Here is a 20,949-nt window from a genome sequence, read left to right as displayed (position 1 = left end):
GGGGACTCTCCGAACACCAATCAGACGAGCAACGTACGACTAGGTGGCGCTCAGATGCGGCGACCGCACAACAGGGAGGGAAACAGAGTTCTCCCCAAGTATTATAGCCTGCCGCACCCGTCGCATGGTGTCAAGGTAATAGGACAGATTGTGCGTCGTGTTAAGTACTTGCGCCAGAACCTCATTCGACGCGTATAAGTGCCGCAAATACGCCCGCGAATAGCGCTTGCAAACCTTGCACGAACAATTCGGATCCAACGGCCCCTCATCGCTCGCGAACCGCTGGTTCTTGATCGTGAGCCTGCCCTCGGACGTAAACAGCAGCCCATGCCGCGCCGCCCGCGTCGGCAGCACACAATCCATCATGTCGATGCCCATTCTGGCGTACTGCACAATCTCCTCGGGATACCCCACGCCCATCAAGTAGCGCGGCTTATTTTCCGGCAACAACGGAACCGTATTCGCCACCAGCTCTGCAGTTTTCTCCCGCGGCTCGCCCACGCTGAACCCGCCCAGCGCGTATCCCGGAAACCCGATCTCGACCGTCCGCTCTGCCGATTCTTTTCTCAAATTGGGAAACATGCCACCCTGCACGATCCCAAACAGCGCCTGCGACTTTTTCCCGCGCTCCGCAAACCACGGCACCTCATGTTTATGGGCTTCGAAGGCATTCTTGCTGCGCTCCGCCCAGCGCAGCGTCAGCTCCATCGAGCGCTCGGTCCGCGTCCGCTCCGCCGGATACTCGGTGCACTCATCGAAGGCCATGATGATGTCCGCGCCAATCCCGATCTGCGACGCCATCGCGCTCTCCGGCGAAAACAAATGCGACGACCCATCCAGATGCGAGCGGAACGACACACCCTCTTCCGTCACCTTGCGCAACTCGCTCAAGCTGAAAACCTGGAAGCCGCCCGAATCCGTCAGGATCGAGCGGTCCCACGACATGAACTTGTGCGTCCCGCCCAGCTTGCGGATCTGCTCCACCCCCGGCCGCAGATACAGGTGATAGGTGTTGTTGAGCAGAATCTGGACGCCCAGCTCTTCCAGCAAATCCTGCGGAATGCCCTTCACCGTCGCCACTGTGCCAACCGGCATAAACACCGGCGTCTCCACTTCGCCATGCGGCGTGATCATCCGCCCCGCACGGGCGGCACCCTGGGTGGCTTCAACTTGGAAGGAGAAGGACATCGACATCTATTCTACTGTCCAAAGGTATTGGTCACGGCCGTACACCGGTGATCCGTCGCTATAATCCCCGCATGTACACGCCGCAAGCTGGCATCTTCGCGCTCGGAACGTCGTCCCACGCCTACCTCGAGTTCGACGCTCTCGACGCAACCAAGCATGACGAATTTGCCGCGAAGCTCGCCGCCATCCACGAACCACGCACCACCACCGGTGGCGTGAACTTCGTCATAGGCTTCCGCCCAGAGCTGTGGCGCAAGTTGACTCCCGGTGATATCCCCACCGATGTGAAGGGCTTCAACGCTCCCATCAACGGCATCGAAGGCTTCGCAATGCCGGCCACCCAACACGACGCCGTGGTCTGGCTCTCCGGCAGTGCCTACGACGTCCTCTTCGACATGGCGCGGGACGTCATCCGCGACCTCGACGGCCTCGCCAAGCTCGCCGACGAAACCGCAAGCTGGCCCTATCGCCACGTCCGCGACCTCACCGGCTTCATCGACGGCTCCGAGAATCCTTCGCTCCTCGACGCACCCGCCGCCGCTCTCATCCCCGAAGGCACTCCCGGCGCCGCCGGATCCATCCTGTTGCTGCAAAAATGGGTGCACAAGTCCGCCGAATGGGAAGCCCTGCCCGTCGAGCGCCAGGAAAAGATCATGGGCCGCCTCAAGCTCGACAGCACCGAAATTGAAGACAAGCCCGAAGACTCGCACGTCGCCCGCACCGATCAGGACGACTTTGGCAAGGTCTTCCGCCGCAACATGCCCTACGGAGGCGTCCAGGATCACGGCACCATGTTTGTCGGCTTTACCTGCGAGCAACAGCGCCTCGCAAAAATGCTCGACAGCATGGCCGGCCTCGTCAACGGCACCCGCGACGCCCTCACCCGCTTCACCACGCCACTCACCGGCTCGTACTACTTCGTGCCTTCCGTCGAGAGTCTCCGCCGCTTGCGGCCGGACGAAGCTGCGAGCTGATTCGCCGCCGCCAAATTTTTCAGGCATCATAGATTCATGCAGTTGAAAGCCATCGTTTTCGATTACGGCATGGTCCTCTCCCTTTCTCCGACGGAGGACGACTGGTCGCGTCTCGCCTCGGTCTTCAACGTCTCCGTCGAACAATTCCAGGAGCCCTATTGGGACCTCCGCCTCGACTACGATCGCGCCGTTTACACCGGACAAACCTACTGGTTTGCTGTAGCGGAACATCTCGGCAAGACCATCTCGCATGCCGACGTTCACCGCCTCATCGCCTTCGACAACGAACAGTGGACCAAGGCCAATCCCGAGATGCTCGAATTCGCATGGCAAGCCAAAGCCGCTGGCCTGAAAATCGGCATTCTCTCCAACATGCAAAGCGACATGCTCCACGCCATGCGTCAGCGCCTCAATTGGCTCAACCGCTTCGACGCCCAGATTTACACCTGCGATATCGGCTCCGTGAAACCTGAGCCGGAGGCCTACCGCGCCGTCCTTGCGGCTCTCCACGTCAGCGCCGGCGAGTCCCTCTTCTTCGACGACAAGCAGCCCAATATTGACGGCGCTCGCGCCGTCGGCATGCACGCTGAGTTGTTCGAAGGCGAAACCGAAACCGCCTACCAGGCCGTCGAGCGCCTCGGCGTCCCTCTAGCCGAACGCAAATGCGCAGATTAAGATCGTTTCGATTCCAAACTGCATCGTAGTAACGGGAGGAATGATGGCAACGCAACCAACACCGAACAGCGATCTGGTACGCGTCTTCGATACAGAGCAGGAATCAGAAGCACTGGTGGTCAAGGGCCTCCTCGAATCCGCCGGCATCGACGCCCTCGTCATCTCGCTCGACGCCCAGCAGGACATCCTCCCCGGCGTCGGCGGCGTTGTCGTCCAAGTCCCCGGTGATCGCGCCGACGAAGCCCGCGAAATCATCGAAGCCTTCCGCAACCAGCCCACCACCGACGACGAAGCCGCCGTCGAAGAAGAACCACCCACAGCGTAGAAAGGGCACGGCTTCAGCCGTGCCGTAAACGCCACTTCTTGAACGTTGGGCTTTAGCCCCTGTGGTATTTAGTCGCACCACGATACTAACTCCTGTCATCCTGAGCGGAGTTCGCGAAGCGAAACTCCGTCGAAGGATCCCTATCGCTCACACCACCTCGTAAGCCCACATCATCTCCGCACGACGCTCACGTTCGTTCCATCCAGATAAAACGTCGTAGCCCCCGCCATATCCGTCCGATAGGTCTGCACCCCAAACGACGCCAGCCGCTCCAGCACCTCCGGCCGCGGATGCTTGAACGAGTTCCTCGCCCCCACGCTAATCACCCCAAATTTCGGATGCACCGCAGCCAGGAACTCCGGCGAACTCGACGTATTGCTCCCGTGATGCGCCACCTTCAACAGATCCGCCTCTGGCGCGAGGTCGATCAGTTCCCGCTCTTCCTTTTTATGCGAATCCCCAATCAGCAGCGCTGAAGTCTTCCCATATGCAATCTTCAGCACAAGAACATCATCATCCTTCGGCGGCATGTGCGGCTCCTGGTCTCGCAGAGGCAGCAGCACCCGTACATTCGCCCCACCGAAACCAAACTGATCTCCCGTGCGAAAGAACCGAACCGTCACATGCTCTTCCCGCGCGGCTTGCAATACGTTCTCCACATCCCTCACCGGCGGCGCAAATCCCAGCCACAACTCCCGCGGCCGGAAGTTGCGAATGATGGTCGCCATCGATCCCATGTGGTCCGAATGCGGATGACTGTAAGCGACAACATCGAGTCGGTTGATTCCACGCGCCCACAGATACGGCGAAGTCACCTGCTCGCCCACGTCAAAGTCGGAATGCGACCCACCCAGCGGTCCACCCGAATCGAGCAACATCGACTGCCCATTCGGATACACCAGCAACAGCGAATCACCCTGCCCCACATCGATGGCCGTCACTTCCAGCGCGCCGGACTTATGCTGCGGTTGCGGAACGATGAAGAGAACCGCCGCACCAGAAGCAATGATCGCCAGGCTCCCGACCGCTGCCAGCCAACACCTCCGCCGCGCCAGCAACATCGCCAGCGCAATCGCCACGGCAGCGCTCAACGCAACGACGAGCGATGGCGTCGCCACTCTCCCCGTCGACACCCGCAAATGCCCCAGCACCGCCACCGCACCCGTAATCGCCTTCAGCGACCACAGCGCCACCATCGCCGGCAATCTCGCCAGTCGCAACCACACAAATCCCAGCAACACTGCCGCCGCGCACGCCGGCATCAGCACACCGGTCAGGGGCACCACCAATGCATTCGCCACCGGCGCCATCAGCGTCACGCGATGGAAGTACACCGCCATCGGAAGCGCCAGCGTGAACTCCATTAGCAACGAAACCAGCAGCAGCTCATACGCCGCAAACGTTACGCGGAATGGTGTCGTCAACATTGGCCGCACGATCCGGTGTGGGAGGACTCGCGCAAGCCGTCCCCCGATCATCCGCAGATCCAGCCGGAATTGCTGCTGCTGTGGCCGATACCCGCGGTCCGCGCGCACGATATTCAGGTTTTGCAGCGCCTTGCGATAAGGATCGGAGGTCCTCTCGATCCACGGCACCACCACGCCCGCGATCACCGCCACCGACAAGAACGTCAGTTGGAAGCTCGCGTCGAACAACGCATCCGGCGACCAAGCCAGGATCACCAGCGCGGCCACGCCAATCGCATTCAGCCGCGAACTCTGCCGGAACAACAAGCGCGCAAGCAGATAAATCGTCAGGGTCCACACCGCCCGCAAAATCGGCGACCCCAAATCTGTCAGCCACGCATACGCAAACGACGACGCCAGCGTGCAGATCGTCGCCACCACATCTCCCATGCGGATGCGTCGGAACAGCCAGAAAAATCCAAACGCCAAAATCCCGACGTTCATCCCTGAAACCACGAGAATGTGAAACGTCCCCGTACTCTGGAAACTGGTCTTCAATTCACTGCCCAGCTCGGAGCGCTCGCCAATCACGATCGCATCGAACAGCGCTGCTTGTTCCGCCGGCCAGATCTCGTGGATCTTCGCCAGCACCGCCGCCCGTGCCCGATGCTGCGACTGCTTCCACCGGCTTCCGCCAAAACCCGGCAGCACTTCAACCGAACTCACCCGCGCATTTCCCAGCAACTCGATGCCCTGCGCCCGCAAATATCCGCGATAGTCCCACGCTCCCGGGTTCTTGTAGTTCCGCGCCTCATGCAGCTTCGCCGTCAGCCGTACCCGCTGCCCATAGCGCAGCACCGGCATCGGCAGCACTCCTGCCTGCTGCTGCTCTTCATCCTCGTAATCGGATTTCCGCGCGTACACCGACAGCCGCAATCCCACCGGCCTCCCGAACCCACTTCCATCGGCCAGTTGCACTCGCTCCGTCTCCAGGTCCACCGACTGCTGCTGCCCGCCGAACATCCCGCGCTGCAACACGCCATCGCGCACCACGTGTGCCGTAACGGTGCACTCTCCATCGCTCATCGCCTGCGGATAGTCCACGCCCTCTGGCCCGCGCAGCTCATGCGCCAGCCCACCAGCCATCGCGGCCGAGAGCATCATCCCCGCAAACGCGACCGTCGGCGACTTGCGCAACCCAATCGCGCAGGCCACCACCAGCAGCGCAGCGATCAGCCAGGCATTTGAGGGGTGAAAGACAAATCGCGCGGCAAGGATGCCGCAGCCAAACGCCAACGCCGTAAGAAACAGCGGTTGTTTGCCGCCGCAGAAAGGAGAGCGCGGAACGTCAGTGGGCCCGGGGGAGTTCACATCTCAAAGCTTGTCGAGTTCTTCTTTGCCGATCCCCGGATTCCACGCCAGCAGCTCGTACTGCGCCATGCCACTCTTCACATACGGATCGTTATCGCGCACGCGATCGAGCGTTCCTGCCACGTCGCCGTCCGGCACACGCAGCAGCAACCCTCCGCCTATCCGCGGATCGAACGGTCCCGATGCAATCAATATTCCTTGCGCCTTCAACTCGCCCAAATAAGCGCGGTGCGCGTTGGTCACGTTGACGACTTCTTCCAAAGGACGCCGATAACGAATGATGGCGAGTGCGTACATAACAGCTCCGACTTCAGCGCACCAGGTGCAGCACGCTTTCGAGATGGTAGGTCTGCGGAAAGAGGTCGAACAGATGCACCTCTTCCACGCGGAATCCGGATTCTACCAGCACCTTCATATCACGCGATAACGTGGCTGGATCGCAAGAGACATACGTCACACGTCCCACGGACATTCGACCAATTAAATGTGATGTCTTCTCCCCCAGCCCCGCCCGCGGCGGATCCACGACCACCAAATCCGGCCGCAATTGCCGCCCCTCACCGCGCAAAAACTCCTCGGTCCCGCTGCGCACGGCCTTCACATTCCGCAAGGCATTCGTCTTCAAATCCGCCTGCGAATGTCCCGAAGCTTCCACAGCGATCACCTTCTCGAACTGGTCTGCCAACGGCAGCGAAAAGAACCCGCCACCGGAATACAAGTCCAGGGCCAGCTTTCCGCTGTGCCCGCGCGTTACCGTCTCCGCCATCTCGTCGAGCAAGAACCGGTTGGTCTGGAAGAACGCTCCCGCACTCACCTGGTACTCATGCCGCTTCGTCTTGTATCTCAGCGAGCGCTCGCCAAAGAACACTCCGGGCGATGCCTTCGCCCGCGTCAACGGCGCGCGTTGATCTTCGCTGTCGTCCGCCGGTGCGCCCCGGAACACCGCGACTCCGGCAATCTCCGGCATCTTCCCACGCAGCGTTTCAATCATCGGCTGCAATGCATCAGGCTCCGCGTGATGATCGATGTACAACTCCAGCAGCAACCGCGAATCGTCGTGGTTCGCGAAGAACTGCACCTCGCGCACCTCGCGCGCAATCCGTTCTTCGCGTCCCGCCGCCCACAACCCTTGCAGCACCCGATTAATCAGCGGGGAACTGATCGGACACTGCTCTACCGGCAGCAATGAATGCGATCCGAAGCGGTAATACCCAATCGCAAACTGCGGCACATGACTCACCCGCATCCGCGTTCGATTGCGATAACCCAGCGGCTCGGCCGCGTGCGTCTGAATTGGTTGTTCGAGCTTAAGCTTCGCAGTCCGCGATAGCGTCTCTTCCAGGATCTGGGCCTTCGCCTTCACCTGCTCGGCATATTGCAAATGTTGATATTGGCATCCACCGCATTTGAAGAAGTAAGGGCACGGCGGTGTCTGCCGAAACTCGGAAGGCTGAAGCACCTTCTCCGCCTGCGCCCGCGCGAATCCCGGCTTCTGCTCCCGAATGATCGCTTCGACGGTCTCACCCGGCGCGACAAACGGCAGGAACACGGCCTTCGATCGCCCCAGCTTGGCATCGTGCATGCGCGCTAGGCCATCACCGCCGTAGATCAATTTTTCGATCTTCAGTTCCACCACAACATCATACGCACTTACATGTAGAAGAGGCTGAGTCGTGGCACGTTGTAACGCTCGAGAATGCGCTTGTGGATGTACTGCTTGTGGAGTTGCTCGATCTGCGGTCCAGTCATCTTGCCGCGATACGGTGCCAGGTCGCGGTCCGCTTCAATTCGCACCGAGACAATCGCATCATCCGCCGTCGCCGCCAGCAGCGCAGCGAACAGCTTCTCTTCTGCGACAGTCAATCGCCGTTCCAGGTCTTCCGCACGGAAGGCACTGTCCTTCATTACGCTGCCTGCAAGTTCCGTGAGCGTATTTGCGGTGAGTCCGGCAAGCGTGAAAGCCGGCTCCGGCAATTCGAGCTTTCGCAACTTCACCGCATTCGCCAGCAGAAACTTCGCCACCTGCCCCTGCTCCAGGCCAGACTCTTTCTTCTCCGCCGGCGCCGCTCCCACTGCGGCTTCCGCTATTTGCTCAGCCGCGCCGAGCACTTCCTGCGTGCAAAACGCGAGCCCGTTCACCTTGCGTGTCCGGTTCGGCTTCTTCTCCCACCCATCGAACGTAGCGTCAATCCCGCGCAGCACGGCCTCAAGAGGAATCCCCGCATCTTTCCACGTCTCAATCAACGCCCAATCCAGCGTAGACAGAATCAGCAGCGACCCGCGACGGCGCTGGAAATGCTCCTCGATTTCCGTGAAGTAGTTGAAGTAGTTTTCCACGAGTACAGCTATTCAATCACAAGCCGGCCGGAAGGTTGTCGTCACGTCAGTAACACCCCTCGGAGCGCGATATAACCGATGTTCACTTGCCGTGTTCGCGCTTGCGTGTGTTGCTCTGGTTGCGTTCCCAAATAATCCGCAATCCATCCAGCGTCAGAAGATCGTCCACATCCTTAATGTACTTCGATCCCGCGCCGATCAGCGGACTCAATCCGCCCGTCGCAACAATCTTGACGTTCCCGCCCATTTCCTCAACCAGTCGCTCCAGGATCCCATCCACCAGCCCCAGATATCCCCAGTAAAACCCCGACTGCATCGAGTTCACGGTGTTCGTACCCATCACTTTTGTCGGCCGCTTGATGTCCACGCGCGGCAGCCGCGCCGTACGCTGAAACAGCGCCTCCGCTGAGATGCCAATCCCCGGCGCAATCACGCCACCGAGATATTCGCCCTTCGCCGACACCACATCAAATGTCGTGGCCGTCCCGAAATCAACGCTGATGCATGGTCCGCCATACTTCTCGAACGCCGCTACGCTGTTCACAATCCGGTCTGCACCCACTTCCGACGGGTTGTCGTAGTGCACCGGCATTCCAGTCTTCACGCCCGGCTCTACGAACAGCGGCTTCAACGCGAAGTACCGTTCGCACACGCTGCGCAGAGTCGTATCCATCGGCGGCACGACAGACGAAATAATGATCCCGTGGATCACCTTGAAATCTACGTTGCCCATCGCAAACAAATTGCGGAAGAGCACACCATATTCATCCACGGTCTGCGTGCGGATCGTCCCCACGCGCCAATGCGCGATCAGCCGTCCATACGTGTACGAGCCATTCTCCGCCGGCGTCGCTTCAAAGACCCCGAGCACCGTGTTGGTATTCCCTACATCCAGTACAAGCAGCATGAATTGATCTCAGTGGTGCAACTGCCGAATTCCCTCTACATCTTCAATCGACCGCACTCCACCGGAAAGCACCGTCCGCACCGACTTCCCGTGGTTCGTCGACACCTGCAGAAACCCGCGCTCATCCAATCCCGCACTCGTTCCCGCATAGCCGCCATCTTCCTCCACGAACACCCGACGGTCTTTCGCCAGCGACGACATCTCCTGGAACCGCGCAATCATCCCGCGCCGCGCTTCGGCACCGCCACGCAGCAACTCGGCATAAACGCGGTCCAGAGACTTCAGCAGCGCCGCCGCCACTTCCACGCGCGACCACACCCTTCCGCTCTCCAGCCTCAGCGAAGTCGCAACCTTGCTGATCTCTTCCGGAAACTCCTGGTGATTCACGTTGATCCCGACGCCGATCACCACATACCGCACCCGCGTCGCCTCGGCATTCAATTCGGTCAGGATTCCGCAAAACTTCTTCAGCCCGAACAACAGATCATTCGGCCAGCGCAAGTCCGGCGCCAATCCGGTGACGCTCGCGATCGCATCCGCCGTCGCCACGCCCGCCGCCAGCGCCAGGATCAACGCATCGGCCGGAGCGACGCGGGGCCGCAGCAGCACCGAACAATAAATTCCCGCCGACTCCACCGAGTGCCACGAGTGCCCGCCGCGCCCCTTGCCCGCGGTCTGCTCTTCCGCGACGAAGACTGTCCCCTCCGGTGCCCCAGCAGCCCCTGCCTGCATTGCGGCAACGTTAGTCGACCCAATCCGGAAATAATGATGAACGTTGTGCGCGAACAGTGTGCCCTTGATCTGTGGTTCCAACGCCTCCGGCAACAGCAAGTCCGGAATCGCGCCAAGTTGATATCCCGTCGCAGGATGCCCCTCGATCTGCACTCCCAGCTCGCGAAGGTGCTCAATCAACCTCCACACTTCGGACCGGCTCACGCCCAACTCATCCGCAATCTTGGTCCCGCTCATCACCACAGTCGGATGATCGCCGAGCAGGCGCACAAGATGCCCCAGGCGCTCATCCGTGAGCGTGCCTTCCATAGCGTCGCGATTTTGTCCGCTGCGTGCGATACCGGCATTATCCGTGGGGAAGTCGGTCATGGCAAAAGAATTACTCTGTCATCCTGAGCGGAGTATCGCGAAGCGAAACGGAGTCGAAGGACCCCTATCGTCACACCACTACTTCCGCGGACGATGCGCACACTTCTCCGCATTCAAGCACTCATCCGCAATCAGCAACCGCTCGACGGGCTTCCCACCCAGAATGTGCGACTCAATAATCTCGTCCACGTCCGCGGCCTGCACCCCGCCGTACCACACCGCCTCCGGATACACCACAACGGTCGGCCCATGTTCGCACTGCTCCAAACATCCGGACTTGTTCGCCCGAACCTGGTCTCCGCGAATTCCATGGTCGGCTAACTTCTTCTTGAATATTTTCTGTAATTCGCCAGTCCCCCCAGGATCGCAAGACCCGCGATGGTGCTCCGCCGGCCGCTGGTTCTGGCAAATAAAAACGTGCTTCTGAAACTTAGGCATTGTCCCGATTCTAAAGAAAAAATCTCTAAACACGAAGGACACGAAGTTCCCACAAAGGAAACACAATCCCAAAATCTCCTTCGTGAAACCTTCGTGTCCTTCGTGCTCAAAGATTTTGGCTTTTAAGCAGGCATGATCCGCAAACTCAAATCCACCGCCCGCGCCGAATGTGTCAACGCACCTACCGAAATAAAGTTAACTCCAGTTTCGGCGTAAGACCGCACATTCTCCAGCACAATCCCGCCAGAAGCCTCCAGCGGTACCGAGCGATCGAGCTTCTTCACGCGCTCCACGGCAGTGCGCACATCCTCGGCCGTCATGTTGTCGAGCAGCACCGATTCCGCGCCCTTCTCCAGCACTTGCTCGAGTTCTTCCAGCGAACGCACTTCTATCTCAATCGGCTGCTCGCCACGACGGTTCCGGATCGCCCGATCCAATGCCTCCACCGCACTCCCAGCGAGCGCAATGTGGTTGTTCTTGATCAGCACGCCATCCGAAAGATCCAGCCGATGGTTCGTGCCGCCACCGCACCGCACGGCGTACTTGTCGAGCACGCGCAGTCCAGGCACCGTCTTTCGCGTATCGAGAATCTTCGCGTGCGTCCCGGCAATCGCATCCACGAACCTTCGCGTCGCCGTCGCAATCCCGCTCATCCGCTGAATGACGTTGAGAATCACGCGCTCACACGACAGCAATACCCGTGCATTGTGCCGGATCACCGCAACTGTCTGCCCCTTGCGCAGCCGTACCCCATCGAAGATCTCGGGATGCGTCGTGACCTCAGGGTGCGAAACCACCGCCCCATCCAGCATCGCGTACACCTCGAAAATGCGCTGCACCGCGCCAATCCCCGCAAGGATGCAATCCTCTTTCGCGATCAACGTGCCCGTAGCTCGCTGGTTGGGATCAATACAAGCGTAAGTAGTCGCATCACGCGTAGCGCGATCTTCGGTAAGAGCGTTCTCAAGAACCGCAGTAACCCGACGGCTGTTCCAGTCCACAGTGCCTCTCGCTTCGGCTACCTAGTGTATCGTGCCTCGCGGCCAGCCAACCCCACCGCCCGCATCTCCACCGCTCTCTCCTGTCATCCTGAGCGAAGCGAAGGATCTGCTGTTCTGCGGGCGCACCGCACCGCCTATTTTCCTTCCAACCCCTTCAACGCCGACTGCGCCTTCTCAATCAGCACCTTCAACTCCCCTTCACGGGTCCGCAATCCTTCCACCACTTTCGCCGGGGCCTTCTGCAGGAAGTTCTCATTCCCCAATTGCCGCTGGTTGTTCGCGAACTCGCCTTCCAATTTCTTCAACTCTTTCGACAGCCGTTCGCGCTCGGCTGCGACATCCACTTTCTGCTCATACACCACGCGTACTTCGAACCGTGCCGTGCTGCGCGCCAATGAAGCCTTCGCCAGCGACTCTCCAACAAACTTCACTTCCGACACATTTGCCAGCCGCTCCAAAGCCCCGCGGTTCCGCTCCACCAACTGCTGGATCTCCGCCGTCGCAAACACTTCAATCCCTGCCTTGATTTTCGGCTGCGCCTTGATATCCGCAATCTCCGATCGAATATTGCGCACTGCCTGGATCAGGTCCTGCAAGATCGCCATCTCCGTCTCAGCTTCATCGCTGATCTGCGCCACATTCGCCTTCGGATACTCCGCCAGCGAGATCGACTTCAACGGTGGCTTGCCGTCATAAATCGCGTGCCAAATCTCCTCGGTGATGAACGGCATAAACGGCGACAACAACCGCAGCGCGCCCTCAAATACCGCCAGCAGATTCGCGAATGTCTTCCGCGCCGTCGCCTCGTCCGCTTCCAGCCGCGGCTTCGTCAGTTCGATATACCAGTCGCAGAACTCGCCCCAGAAGAAGTGATAAACCACGTGCGAAGCCTCGTGGAACCGGTAGGTCTCCAGTGCCTCGCTCACCTCGCGCGCCACCTTATTGAAGCGCGAAAGAATCCAGCGATCTTCCAGCGTCTCGGTCGAGAATCCGGGCAATCCCTCGCCCTTCGGCTGTGTCTTCGCGAATTCCTCGAGCGACCACACGCCCTTCTCCGCCGCACGGTCCACGTTCATAAAGATGAAGCGCGCCGCGTTCCAAATCTTGTTGGCAAACGACCGATAGCTCTCCGTACGGCTCTCGCTGAACGCAATGTCCGTCCCCGGCGCCGCCATTGAAGCCAGCGTGAAGCGCACCGCATCCGTGCCGAATTTGTTCAGCACGTCGATCGGGTCCACCACGTTGCCCTTCGTCTTCGACATCTTCTGCCGCTCGGCGTCGCGCACCAGCGAGTGGATATAGACCTCTTTAAACGGAATGCTCTCCTTGAGCTCGTTCTCCTTGCCGCCCGCGATCTCCGTCGGACGGTTCGGCCCGCTCATGAAGTAGCAACCCATCATGATCATCCTCGCCACCCAGAAGAACAGGATGTCGAATGCCGTCAGCAGCAGCGACGTCGGATAAAACACCTCGAGGTCGCGCGTCTTCTCCGGCCACCCCAAGGTCGTAAACGGCAACATGCCCGACGAGAACCAAGTATCGAGCACGTCATTGTCTTGATCCAGCTTCGTGCCGCCGCACTTCGAACACTCCTCGGGCGTGGTGCGCGCGACCGTGACTTCCTTGCACTCCTCGCAGTACCACGCCGGAATGCGATGCCCCCACCACAACTGCCGCGAAATGCACCAGTCGTAGATGTTGCGCATCCATTGCAGGAAGATCGGTTTGTAATTCTCCGGCGTGAAGCGAATGTGTCCCTGCTCCACCGCCGCAATCGCCGCCTCGGCCCAACTCATGCCGCCGTGATTTGGCTTCTTGTTAACCGCCACGAACCACTGCGTCGATAGCCGCGGCTCCACGATCGTTTTGCAGCGGCTGCATTTCCCCAGCGCCAGCGTGTGGTCCTTGATCCCAACCAGGAACCCCTGTGCCTGCAGGTCGTTCACGATCTGCTCACGCGCTTCGTAGCGATCGAGCCCTTGATAGCCGCCGGCGTTCTCGTTCATCACGGCGTGCTCGTCCATTACATCAATCTGCGGCAGGTTGTGCCGCAGTCCCGCCTGGAAATCGTTTGGATCGTGCGCCGGCGTCACCTTCACCGCGCCCGTCCCAAACTCTGGCTGCGCGAGCTCGTCGAGGATGATCGGAATCAGCCGGTCCATCAACGGCAGTCGCACCATCTTGCCGTGCAGGTGCGTGTAACGCTCGTCCTTCGGATTCACCGCAACCGCGGTATCGCCCAGCATCGTCTCCGGCCGCGTCGTCGCCACCACGATCGACTCATCCGTACCCTCAACCGGGTACCGAATCTCCCACAGCTTTCCCTGTGTCTCTTCGTGCGCTACTTCCAGGTCCGAAATCGCCGTCCCGCAACGCGGACACCAATTCACAATGTACTTGCCGCGATACACCAGCCCTTGCTCATACAGCCGAACAAACGCTTCCCTCACCGCGACCGAAAGATGGTCGTCCATCGTGAAGTATTCGCGGTCCCAATCCACCGAGTCGCCAATCCGACGCATCTGCGACGTGATTGCCCCGCCATACTCCTTCTTCCACTCCCAAACGCGTTCCAGGAACTTCTCACGTCCAATCTCGCGACGGTTCTTTCCCTCCGTCGCCAGTTGTCGCTCCACCATCATTTGCGTTGCGATGCCCGCATGGTCCGTGCCCGGTAGCCACAGCGTCCGCTCGCCACGCATGCGCCGCCATCGGATGATGATGTCCATCTCCGTGTGGTTCAGCATGTGCCCCATGTGCAGTCGCCCGGTTACGTTTGGCGGCGGCAGCAACAATGTGAACGTCGGCGTGTGGTCGTTCTCGGCGGGGGTTTCGACGTGATACAGCTTTTCCTGGACCCAGTACTCGGCCCAGCGATGCTCGATCGCAGATGGTTCGTATGCCTTAGGAAGCTCGTGCGCCATACCGTCTCTATCAGTGCAATAAGGTTAATCTTTGAGTTTACGGGGCTGAGGTACGAGGGTCAAACCCGCGTGAAATCACTGCGCCACTGGTAGGCGCCGTATGTTACATTTCCCGCTTATGCGTATCTGTGTCGCGATCATCCTTCTCTTCTGTGGCGTTGGTGTCGTCGCCGCTCAAGACCAGCCTACGGCCGAACAACAGGAGTTCCTGAAGAAGCAAGTCAACATCGAATTGACCTTCCAGAATCCACCGGAAAAGTGGTCCCGGCTCTCCTTCAATCGCGGCGACAGCGTAGTTGACAGCGGACAAACCAAGATCCGCTACTCCATCAACGCTCCCAAGCTTGATCCTACGAAGAAGTACAGCCTCATGCCCTGGCCTCTCGGTGCCAAGTCGCCGCAAGTCGGACTGCCCGCGGTCGAAGTGGACGCCAACGGCCTCCTCCATTGCGCCAAGGACCGCACCGACTGTCCCGGTGGCGCCGGAGCCGCGGTCGCTGTCGCCGTGCCCGACGTCCCAGGCATGCCAACGCGCTTCATTATTACCGAGGACAAAACCCCCGTCGCCATGGGTGAAGTGATTCCCACGCCCATCAAAGGCACCGATCAGGCCTGCACGATTGAGGTCACTATCTTGGCTCCCAGTGCCGCGCTAACGGTCATCTCCGCGCAAGGGTTTACGCCCGGCGAAGCCCTGAAGTTCACCAGCACTTCCTACGACGACAAAGTCGAGAACAGCTACACCGCCAACGAAAAGGGCGAATTCCAAACCATCGACCTTCCCGGCGTAAAAGGCCATGACGATGGCATGTCCACCGTCACCGTGCAGGGCGCGAAATGCAAACCCAGCGCGCAATTCCACTGGGGCGCACAGACGCCGGCAGCCGCAACGCCAGCGGCGGCCCCAACCTCTCCCAAGCCAACTCCGCAGTAAGTTTGGGATAGTATTCGCTGTAGGTTTCCCATGCGTCTTCTGCTCTCGGTCTTGCTCCTGCTCTCGCCACTTCTGGCGCAGGAGTCCGCGCCTCCGGCACCGTCCGCGCCCGACGATCAGGAATGGATCCAGAAAGAAGTCGGCCTCGAACAGATGTTCCGCAATCCGCCCGACCGTTTCGCCTCTCTGCTCTTTAATCGCATCGACAAGGTCAAGGTCAACGGCGTCGAAAAGGTCCGCTACTCCCTAAGTTCCGCTGGGCTCGAAGCCGGCAAGCCCTACCTCTTCATGGCATGGGAGCTCGGCGCCGATGCGCCTCATCTACTGCTTCCCGCCGTGCAAGTGGACGACAAAGGTGTCTTGCACTGCAACCCTGACAACAAGGAATGTCCAGGCGGCCCAGGCTCCGAAATCAATGTCGCCCTCAGCGACCGCCCCGGACAGCCCAGCCGCTTCGTCATCGCCGATCAGGACGAAAAGCCCATCGCCATCGGCGAAGTCATCCCAAACCCGAGCACGGTCACCGATCACGACTGCACGCTTGAAACCGTCCTCCTCCGGCCCGACGCCACCATGGCTCTCGTCATCGGCCACGGCTTCCATCCCGAAGAGGACATCAAGGTCATCAGCACCTCCTTCGACCAGCATGTGACCAACGCTGGCGAGGCGAACGATCAAGGCGCCTACCAGACCGTTCTGTTGCCAATCGCGAAAGACCACGACTCCGGCGATACCATGGTCACCATGAACAGCTCGCAGTGCGAGCTGAGCACGCAGTTCGCATGGGGCGCGACCAAGTCAATCGCCGCTGAACCCGCGGTCGCCCAGGAATCCCCGACGCAAGCGCCCACCGCAACTTCACCCGCAACAGCCTCCGAAACCGTCGTCGCTCCCATCCGCACCGCGACCGATCAGATCCAGCGCGCCATCGCCGACCAGGCCGCAGCCGCCGAGGCCGAAAAACACAAACCGCAGTTGCACGCCGGACCAGAACCGGCAGATGTCGGCCCGCCCGCAGATGCGCAGCCTACGCCAGAAGCGCCAGCGGCTCCGAGCGCTACCACGCCTCAACCAGACGAGAAACCGAACCAGACCGAACCTGCGCCCGACGCAACCGCTAAACCTGAGACTCCGCCTGCGACCGAGAACCCACCATCAGAAGCGCAGCCCGAAGCGAAGCCTGCTCCTGCCGACGAACCTGCTCCCAATCCCGACGCTACGCCGGCTCCTCCGCCAGCAAAGCCCGACGCACCGGAACAAACCCCGCACACATAAGCAGCGTTCCAATCGTCATCCAGTTGTCGAGGTCCCAGAACAGCAGGAACAACACCGCGCCTGCGACAATGCACGCCACTGCCCAAGCGGGAATCCGCCCGATCAGCGTCAACGCCTGCGCGCCCAGCCCAATCATCGCCAGCTTCGCCAGTGTCGTCGTCATCAGGAACGCTCCCTGGTTCGCTGTCATCGCCGTGAATGTCGCGATCGCCCCTTGCGTCTGCGATGGATCGACATTCCCCAGCCCGCGATAGAACGCTGTCCACATCCCAAACACGCCGCCGAGATAAATCGTCCCCGTCACGGTCGTCATCATCGCCAACGCGCTCGCCATCGGACGCCGCGTGCGACCCACTGTGTACAACGCGAACGCGCAAAGCTGGATGAGCGGCAGCGACAGGTACCCGAGGATGTGCGGATCGTGCACCATCGGCCAACGGTTCTGCGCGGCAACCAGCGCCGCAACCACCCGCGCCGGATCCCGCGGCACATAGTGCAGATGGAAGTGAAAGAAGTCAGCGCCGTGATGAAAGTGCATCAGGAACACGAGCACAAACAGGCACGGAAATGCGAACAGCGCGACCGCAAGAATTCGGCGGATCGGATCGTTGGTTGTCGTCGTCATGGCCGCGATGCTATAAACCCGCTAGCCGCGTCGCAATGGGAAACACTGCACTCATGGCACTTGCGAAACAGAAATCTGCAAATGTCTCGCATCTCCGCAGCCAGGAGATCCGCGACGAACGTGTGCGCCGCACCCGCGCCCGTATCGACAGCGGCTTTGTTCAGTTGCTGCATCGCCGCCGCTACGGCGACATCCGTATCAGCGACATCTGCAAGAAGGCCGCCGTCGGACGCGCCACCTTCTACGCTCACTACGCCACGAAAGACGATCTCCTGCGCTCCCAGTTCGAACGCATCGTCGCTCCCATGCTGATCATCAAGCCAAATTCACCATGCGTGATCTATGCCACACCGTTCTTCGGGCACATCCAACAAATGCCCGACATCTTCGGCGCCTTCATGGGCCCGCGCGGCGGAACCGCACCGTTAGTCCTGCGCGAGTGCTTCGAAGCTCGCGCGCGCCAGGCAATCGACCTCGATCGCCTCACCGGCTTACGCAAGAGCGCGCTCGCACGCTTCATCGCCGCGACTCTGCTCACCGTCATCGAGTGCTGGCTCGAGAACGGTTCCCGTGAAACTCCCAACGAACTGCAAGACCTCTTCAGCTCGCTGATCACTCCCGCAATCGTCTCCGCGAATCGCTGATCCATTTGCCAGCCGAACCGCAAAAGGCGGAAGATTGATGCAGCGCGACCGTGTGCTTCTCGCGCCGGAGATTCCTATGACGACGAACTCTTCTATCCATCCTCCGCAGCGTCTTCTCTTCGGCCCTGGCCCAACCCAAGTTGCTCCGAGTGTTTACGCGGCCATGAGCCAACCCATTGTCAGCCACATGGATCCGTATTTCTTCCAGACCAGCGAAGCCGTGCAAGACATGCTCCGCACCGTCTTCGGCACGAAGAACCCGCTGACGTTCGCGATCTCCGGAACCGGCAGCGGCGGCATGGAAACTGCCATTTCCAGTCTCGTCGAGCCCGGAACCAAGGTCTGCGTCTTCGCCAATGGCTTCTTCTGCGACCGCATGACGGAGATGGCGAAGCGCAACGGCGGCAATGTTGTTCGGCTCGAGAAGCCTTGGGGCGAAGTCTTCACCGACGCCGAAGCCGCGGAATTCATCGCCCACGAAAAGCCGCAGGTCGTGATGTATGTCCAAGCCGAAACCTCGACTGGCGCGTTCCAGCAAGGGACGGGCATCTGCAAAGCCGCGCATGATGCCGGTGCGCTCGTCATAGCCGATGTCGTCACTTCTCTTGGCGCGATGCCAGTGAAGGTGGATGAAACCGGCATTGATATCGCTTACAGCTGCACGCAAAAGGGTCTGAGCTGCGTTCCCGGTCTCTCGCCGATTACCGTCTCACCGCGAGCTGCCGAATACATCGAAGCCCGCAAGACGCCCAACCGCAGCTGGTACTTCGACCTCAAGCTGCTCAACGACTACTACAAGGTCTCGCATCGTTACCATCACACTGCGTCGGCAACTCTCTTCTACGCTCTGCGCGAAGCCCTTTCGCTCATTACACAAGAGGGCGTCGAGAACCGCTGGGAACGCCATCGCAGGATGCATCACGCGTTCGTGAGCGGCATCGAGAAACTCGGACTGAAGATGCACGTCGCGCCCGAGCACCGCATCGTGAACCTCAACACGCCGCGCGTGCCCGAAGGTGTTGACGACGCAAAGGTCCGCAAGCTCCTCATGGACGAACACGGCATCGAAATTATGGGCGGCTTCGGCCCACTTGCCGGCAAAGTTTTTCGCATCGGCATCATGGGTCCGCTGGCCACGCCCGAGCACGTCGAAAACTTTTTGAAAGTTTTCGCCAACGCACTCGAGCGCTCGCGAACCACGGCAGCGGTTTCGAACTGAAGCCCGTCTACTGCGCTTTTTCGGCGGCCTTCGCCACTCGCGTCAACATCTCTTCTTCGGTGCTGCCGAAGAGCGTCGAGAAGAGCAGGCCGCCGGCGGCGCCCCCTGCGAGTGGGGCCACCCAGAACAGCCACAACTGGCTCAACGCCCATCCCCCGACGAAGATCGCCTGTCCCGTGCTGCGCGCCGGGTTCACCGACGTGTTCGTGACCGGAATCGAGATCAGGTGAATCAGCGTCAGGCAAAGCCCAATCGCGATCGGCGCAAATCCTAACGGAGCGCGCTTGTCCACGGCCCCGAGAATCACGAACAGGAAAAACGCCGTGAGTACGAATTCCGCGACAAAGCACGCTAACAGCGAATAACCGCCGGGCGAGTGCTCCCCGTAACCGTTGGACGCGAATCCACCCAGCTCGAAGCCGGGCTTTCCGCTGGCGATCACGTAGAGCGTGCCGGCCGCTGCAATCGCGCCCACTACCTGGGCCACGATGTAGGGCAACAACTCCGACGCCGGAAACTGCTTCGCCGCCACCAGGCCTACAGACACCGCCGGGTTCAAGTGGCATCCGGAGATGCGCCCGATGGCGTATGCCATGGTGAGCACGGTCAAACCGAAAGCCAGGGCCACACCAACAAATCCAATGCCAAGGGTTGGGAACCCGGCCGCCAACACGGCGCTGCCGCATCCCCCGAATACCAGCCAAAACGTCCCGAAGAACTCAGCAACCGCCCGCTTCGTGAGCGACATACAATCCTCCGTCTCCGGCAGTGTGCCCGAGAGCGCAGGAATGCTACGCGCGAGACCAGCTACCCGCATCTGGAACTATTGCCAGTGGCTGCGCTACTTCACCAGCAGCTTGAACGCGTGCGTCCACTGGTTTCGGGTGAACCCGGGAATGCACCACAGCATGCACAACGGCTCAATCGCTCGTGCCGCGATAATTCCACCGCAGTCGAAGGGTTCCCATCCGAGTTCCTGGATCAATTTGGCGACCTGCTTCTTCGCCGCGTCGTCATCGCCGCAATAGAACATTGTGGGCACGCCTTCTTCGAAGTGTGGATTCACCATCCGCGCGGCTCCGACGCTGTTGAACGCTTTCACGATGTGCGCCTTGGGAAACTTCTGTTGCAGCGTCTCGGCCAGCGATTCATTCGGCCCAGTGAAGAACTTTAAAACGCCTTCCTGCGGCGGCGTCCCTTCCGCGATGGGATTGCACGCATCCATCACGGTCTTGCCGGCAAGGTTTGCCAGTCCCGCGATCTCCAGCGCATGTTCGGCCGCGACGCCGAGCGTAGCCAACACCAGGAATTCGCCAAACGCGGCAACCTCGGCGAAGGCGCCGGCTTTCGCGCCAGCATTTGCTTTCACCCACGCCTGTACTTCCGATTTCCGAGGATCACGCGAGCCGAGCATGACTTCGTGCCCGTGCTTCAGGAAGCCAGATCCCAAAGTTTGTCCAACGGCGCCAGAACCAAGAATTCCGATCTTCATGTTCGCGAAAGCCTCCAGCGGCAAAAGATGCACAGGTGCGACGAACGATTCAACAAAGGCAGCGGCCCCGAATGCCGTCCCATGAATGGGACTCCGACCTTTTGTTTAGCTTC

The 20,949-nt window shown here is 60.2% G+C and carries 20 protein-coding genes; 7 read left to right on the top strand and 13 right to left on the bottom strand.

Going from position 1 to position 20,949, the window contains the following annotated elements; all coding sequences use genetic code 11:
- Positions 1 to 39: 39 nt before the first annotated feature.
- On the bottom strand, positions 40 to 1,194 hold the full coding sequence (gene tgt / locus ACID345_RS00740) for a tRNA guanosine(34) transglycosylase Tgt (protein ID WP_011520951.1): 1,155 nt from the start codon (positions 1,192 to 1,194) through the stop codon (positions 40 to 42).
- A gap of 41 nt (positions 1,195 to 1,235) precedes the next feature.
- Between tgt and ACID345_RS00735 the strand changes: the two genes are divergently transcribed.
- The 3 genes from ACID345_RS00735 to ACID345_RS00725 are packed head-to-tail and all read left to right on the top strand — an operon-like array spanning position 1,236 to position 3,162.
- Complete coding sequence (locus ACID345_RS00735) at positions 1,236 to 2,162, top strand: Dyp-type peroxidase (protein ID WP_228370713.1); 927 nt, start codon at positions 1,236 to 1,238, stop codon at positions 2,160 to 2,162.
- Between the two features lie 36 nt (positions 2,163 to 2,198).
- Positions 2,199 to 2,837: an HAD family hydrolase gene (locus ACID345_RS00730; protein ID WP_011520949.1), complete on the top strand. Its 639-nt coding sequence runs from the start codon at positions 2,199 to 2,201 to the stop codon at positions 2,835 to 2,837.
- Positions 2,838 to 2,877: 40 nt separating this feature from the next.
- Positions 2,878 to 3,162 carry a putative signal transducing protein gene (locus ACID345_RS00725; protein ID WP_083763633.1) on the top strand — a complete coding sequence of 95 codons (285 nt, stop codon included), beginning with the start codon at positions 2,878 to 2,880 and terminating at the stop codon, positions 3,160 to 3,162.
- Positions 3,163 to 3,332: 170 nt separating this feature from the next.
- Here the strand turns inward: ACID345_RS00725 and ACID345_RS00720 are convergent, their stop codons facing one another.
- The 9 genes from ACID345_RS00720 to ACID345_RS00680 all read right to left on the bottom strand — a co-directional run bounded on the left by ACID345_RS00720 (position 3,333) and on the right by ACID345_RS00680 (position 14,647).
- Positions 3,333 to 5,939 (bottom strand): ComEC/Rec2 family competence protein, encoded by a 2,607-nt coding sequence (locus ACID345_RS00720; RefSeq protein WP_011520947.1) that lies wholly within the window; start codon positions 5,937 to 5,939, stop codon positions 3,333 to 3,335.
- 3 nt (positions 5,940 to 5,942) lie between these two features.
- Entirely contained in the window at positions 5,943 to 6,236 is a 294-nt protein-coding gene (locus ACID345_RS00715; RefSeq protein ID WP_011520946.1) for a YciI family protein, read from the bottom strand.
- A 13-nt stretch (positions 6,237 to 6,249) separates the two neighbouring features.
- Positions 6,250 to 7,572 carry a 23S rRNA (uracil(1939)-C(5))-methyltransferase RlmD gene (gene rlmD, locus ACID345_RS00710; RefSeq protein ID WP_187148915.1) on the bottom strand — a complete coding sequence of 441 codons (1,323 nt, stop codon included), beginning with the start codon at positions 7,570 to 7,572 and terminating at the stop codon, positions 6,250 to 6,252.
- 17 nt (positions 7,573 to 7,589) lie between these two features.
- Positions 7,590 to 8,276: a hypothetical protein gene (locus ACID345_RS00705; protein WP_011520944.1), complete on the bottom strand. Its 687-nt coding sequence runs from the start codon at positions 8,274 to 8,276 to the stop codon at positions 7,590 to 7,592.
- Positions 8,277 to 8,358: 82 nt separating this feature from the next.
- Positions 8,359 to 9,183 (bottom strand): type III pantothenate kinase, encoded by an 825-nt coding sequence (locus ACID345_RS00700; RefSeq protein WP_011520943.1) that lies wholly within the window; start codon positions 9,181 to 9,183, stop codon positions 8,359 to 8,361.
- A gap of 9 nt (positions 9,184 to 9,192) precedes the next feature.
- On the bottom strand, positions 9,193 to 10,284 hold the full coding sequence (locus ACID345_RS00695) for a biotin--[acetyl-CoA-carboxylase] ligase (protein WP_011520942.1): 1,092 nt from the start codon (positions 10,282 to 10,284) through the stop codon (positions 9,193 to 9,195).
- 78 nt (positions 10,285 to 10,362) lie between these two features.
- Positions 10,363 to 10,722 (bottom strand): (2Fe-2S) ferredoxin domain-containing protein, encoded by a 360-nt coding sequence (locus tag ACID345_RS00690; protein ID WP_041856106.1) that lies wholly within the window; start codon positions 10,720 to 10,722, stop codon positions 10,363 to 10,365.
- A gap of 122 nt (positions 10,723 to 10,844) precedes the next feature.
- Positions 10,845 to 11,723: a carboxylating nicotinate-nucleotide diphosphorylase gene (gene nadC, locus ACID345_RS00685; protein WP_011520940.1), complete on the bottom strand. Its 879-nt coding sequence runs from the start codon at positions 11,721 to 11,723 to the stop codon at positions 10,845 to 10,847.
- Between the two features lie 134 nt (positions 11,724 to 11,857).
- Positions 11,858 to 14,647, bottom strand: coding sequence for a valine--tRNA ligase (locus ACID345_RS00680; RefSeq protein WP_011520939.1), 2,790 nt, complete (start codon positions 14,645 to 14,647; stop codon positions 11,858 to 11,860).
- A 118-nt stretch (positions 14,648 to 14,765) separates the two neighbouring features.
- Between ACID345_RS00680 and ACID345_RS00675 the strand changes: the two genes are divergently transcribed.
- Both ACID345_RS00675 and ACID345_RS27330 read left to right on the top strand, forming a co-directional pair.
- Positions 14,766 to 15,581: a hypothetical protein gene (locus tag ACID345_RS00675; RefSeq protein ID WP_041855312.1), complete on the top strand. Its 816-nt coding sequence runs from the start codon at positions 14,766 to 14,768 to the stop codon at positions 15,579 to 15,581.
- Positions 15,582 to 15,611: 30 nt separating this feature from the next.
- Positions 15,612 to 16,856, top strand: coding sequence for a hypothetical protein (locus ACID345_RS27330; protein WP_011520937.1), 1,245 nt, complete (start codon positions 15,612 to 15,614; stop codon positions 16,854 to 16,856).
- Here the strand turns inward: ACID345_RS27330 and ACID345_RS00665 are convergent.
- Positions 16,798 to 17,481 carry a hypothetical protein gene (locus ACID345_RS00665; protein ID WP_011520936.1) on the bottom strand — a complete coding sequence of 228 codons (684 nt, stop codon included), beginning with the start codon at positions 17,479 to 17,481 and terminating at the stop codon, positions 16,798 to 16,800. The genes ACID345_RS27330 and ACID345_RS00665 overlap by 59 nt on opposite strands.
- A gap of 53 nt (positions 17,482 to 17,534) precedes the next feature.
- Between ACID345_RS00665 and ACID345_RS24950 the strand changes: the two genes are divergently transcribed.
- Complete coding sequence (locus ACID345_RS24950) at positions 17,535 to 18,125, top strand: TetR/AcrR family transcriptional regulator (RefSeq protein WP_011520935.1); 591 nt, start codon at positions 17,535 to 17,537, stop codon at positions 18,123 to 18,125.
- A gap of 37 nt (positions 18,126 to 18,162) precedes the next feature.
- Positions 18,163 to 19,344 (top strand): pyridoxal-phosphate-dependent aminotransferase family protein, encoded by a 1,182-nt coding sequence (locus tag ACID345_RS00655; RefSeq protein ID WP_228370712.1) that lies wholly within the window; start codon positions 18,163 to 18,165, stop codon positions 19,342 to 19,344.
- Positions 19,345 to 19,351: 7 nt separating this feature from the next.
- Here the strand turns inward: ACID345_RS00655 and aqpZ are convergent, their stop codons facing one another.
- Both aqpZ and ACID345_RS00645 read right to left on the bottom strand, forming a co-directional pair.
- Positions 19,352 to 20,092 carry an aquaporin Z gene (gene aqpZ, locus ACID345_RS00650; protein WP_011520933.1) on the bottom strand — a complete coding sequence of 247 codons (741 nt, stop codon included), beginning with the start codon at positions 20,090 to 20,092 and terminating at the stop codon, positions 19,352 to 19,354.
- Between the two features lie 93 nt (positions 20,093 to 20,185).
- Positions 20,186 to 20,836 (bottom strand): NADPH-dependent F420 reductase, encoded by a 651-nt coding sequence (locus tag ACID345_RS00645; RefSeq protein ID WP_011520932.1) that lies wholly within the window; start codon positions 20,834 to 20,836, stop codon positions 20,186 to 20,188.
- Positions 20,837 to 20,949 lie beyond the last annotated feature (113 nt).

The sequence above is a fragment of the Candidatus Koribacter versatilis Ellin345 genome, assembly GCF_000014005.1.
GTDB classification, from domain to species: Bacteria; Acidobacteriota; Terriglobia; order Terriglobales; family Acidobacteriaceae; genus Korobacter; species Korobacter versatilis_A.
This window is presented reverse-complemented; position numbering and strand designations above follow the sequence as displayed.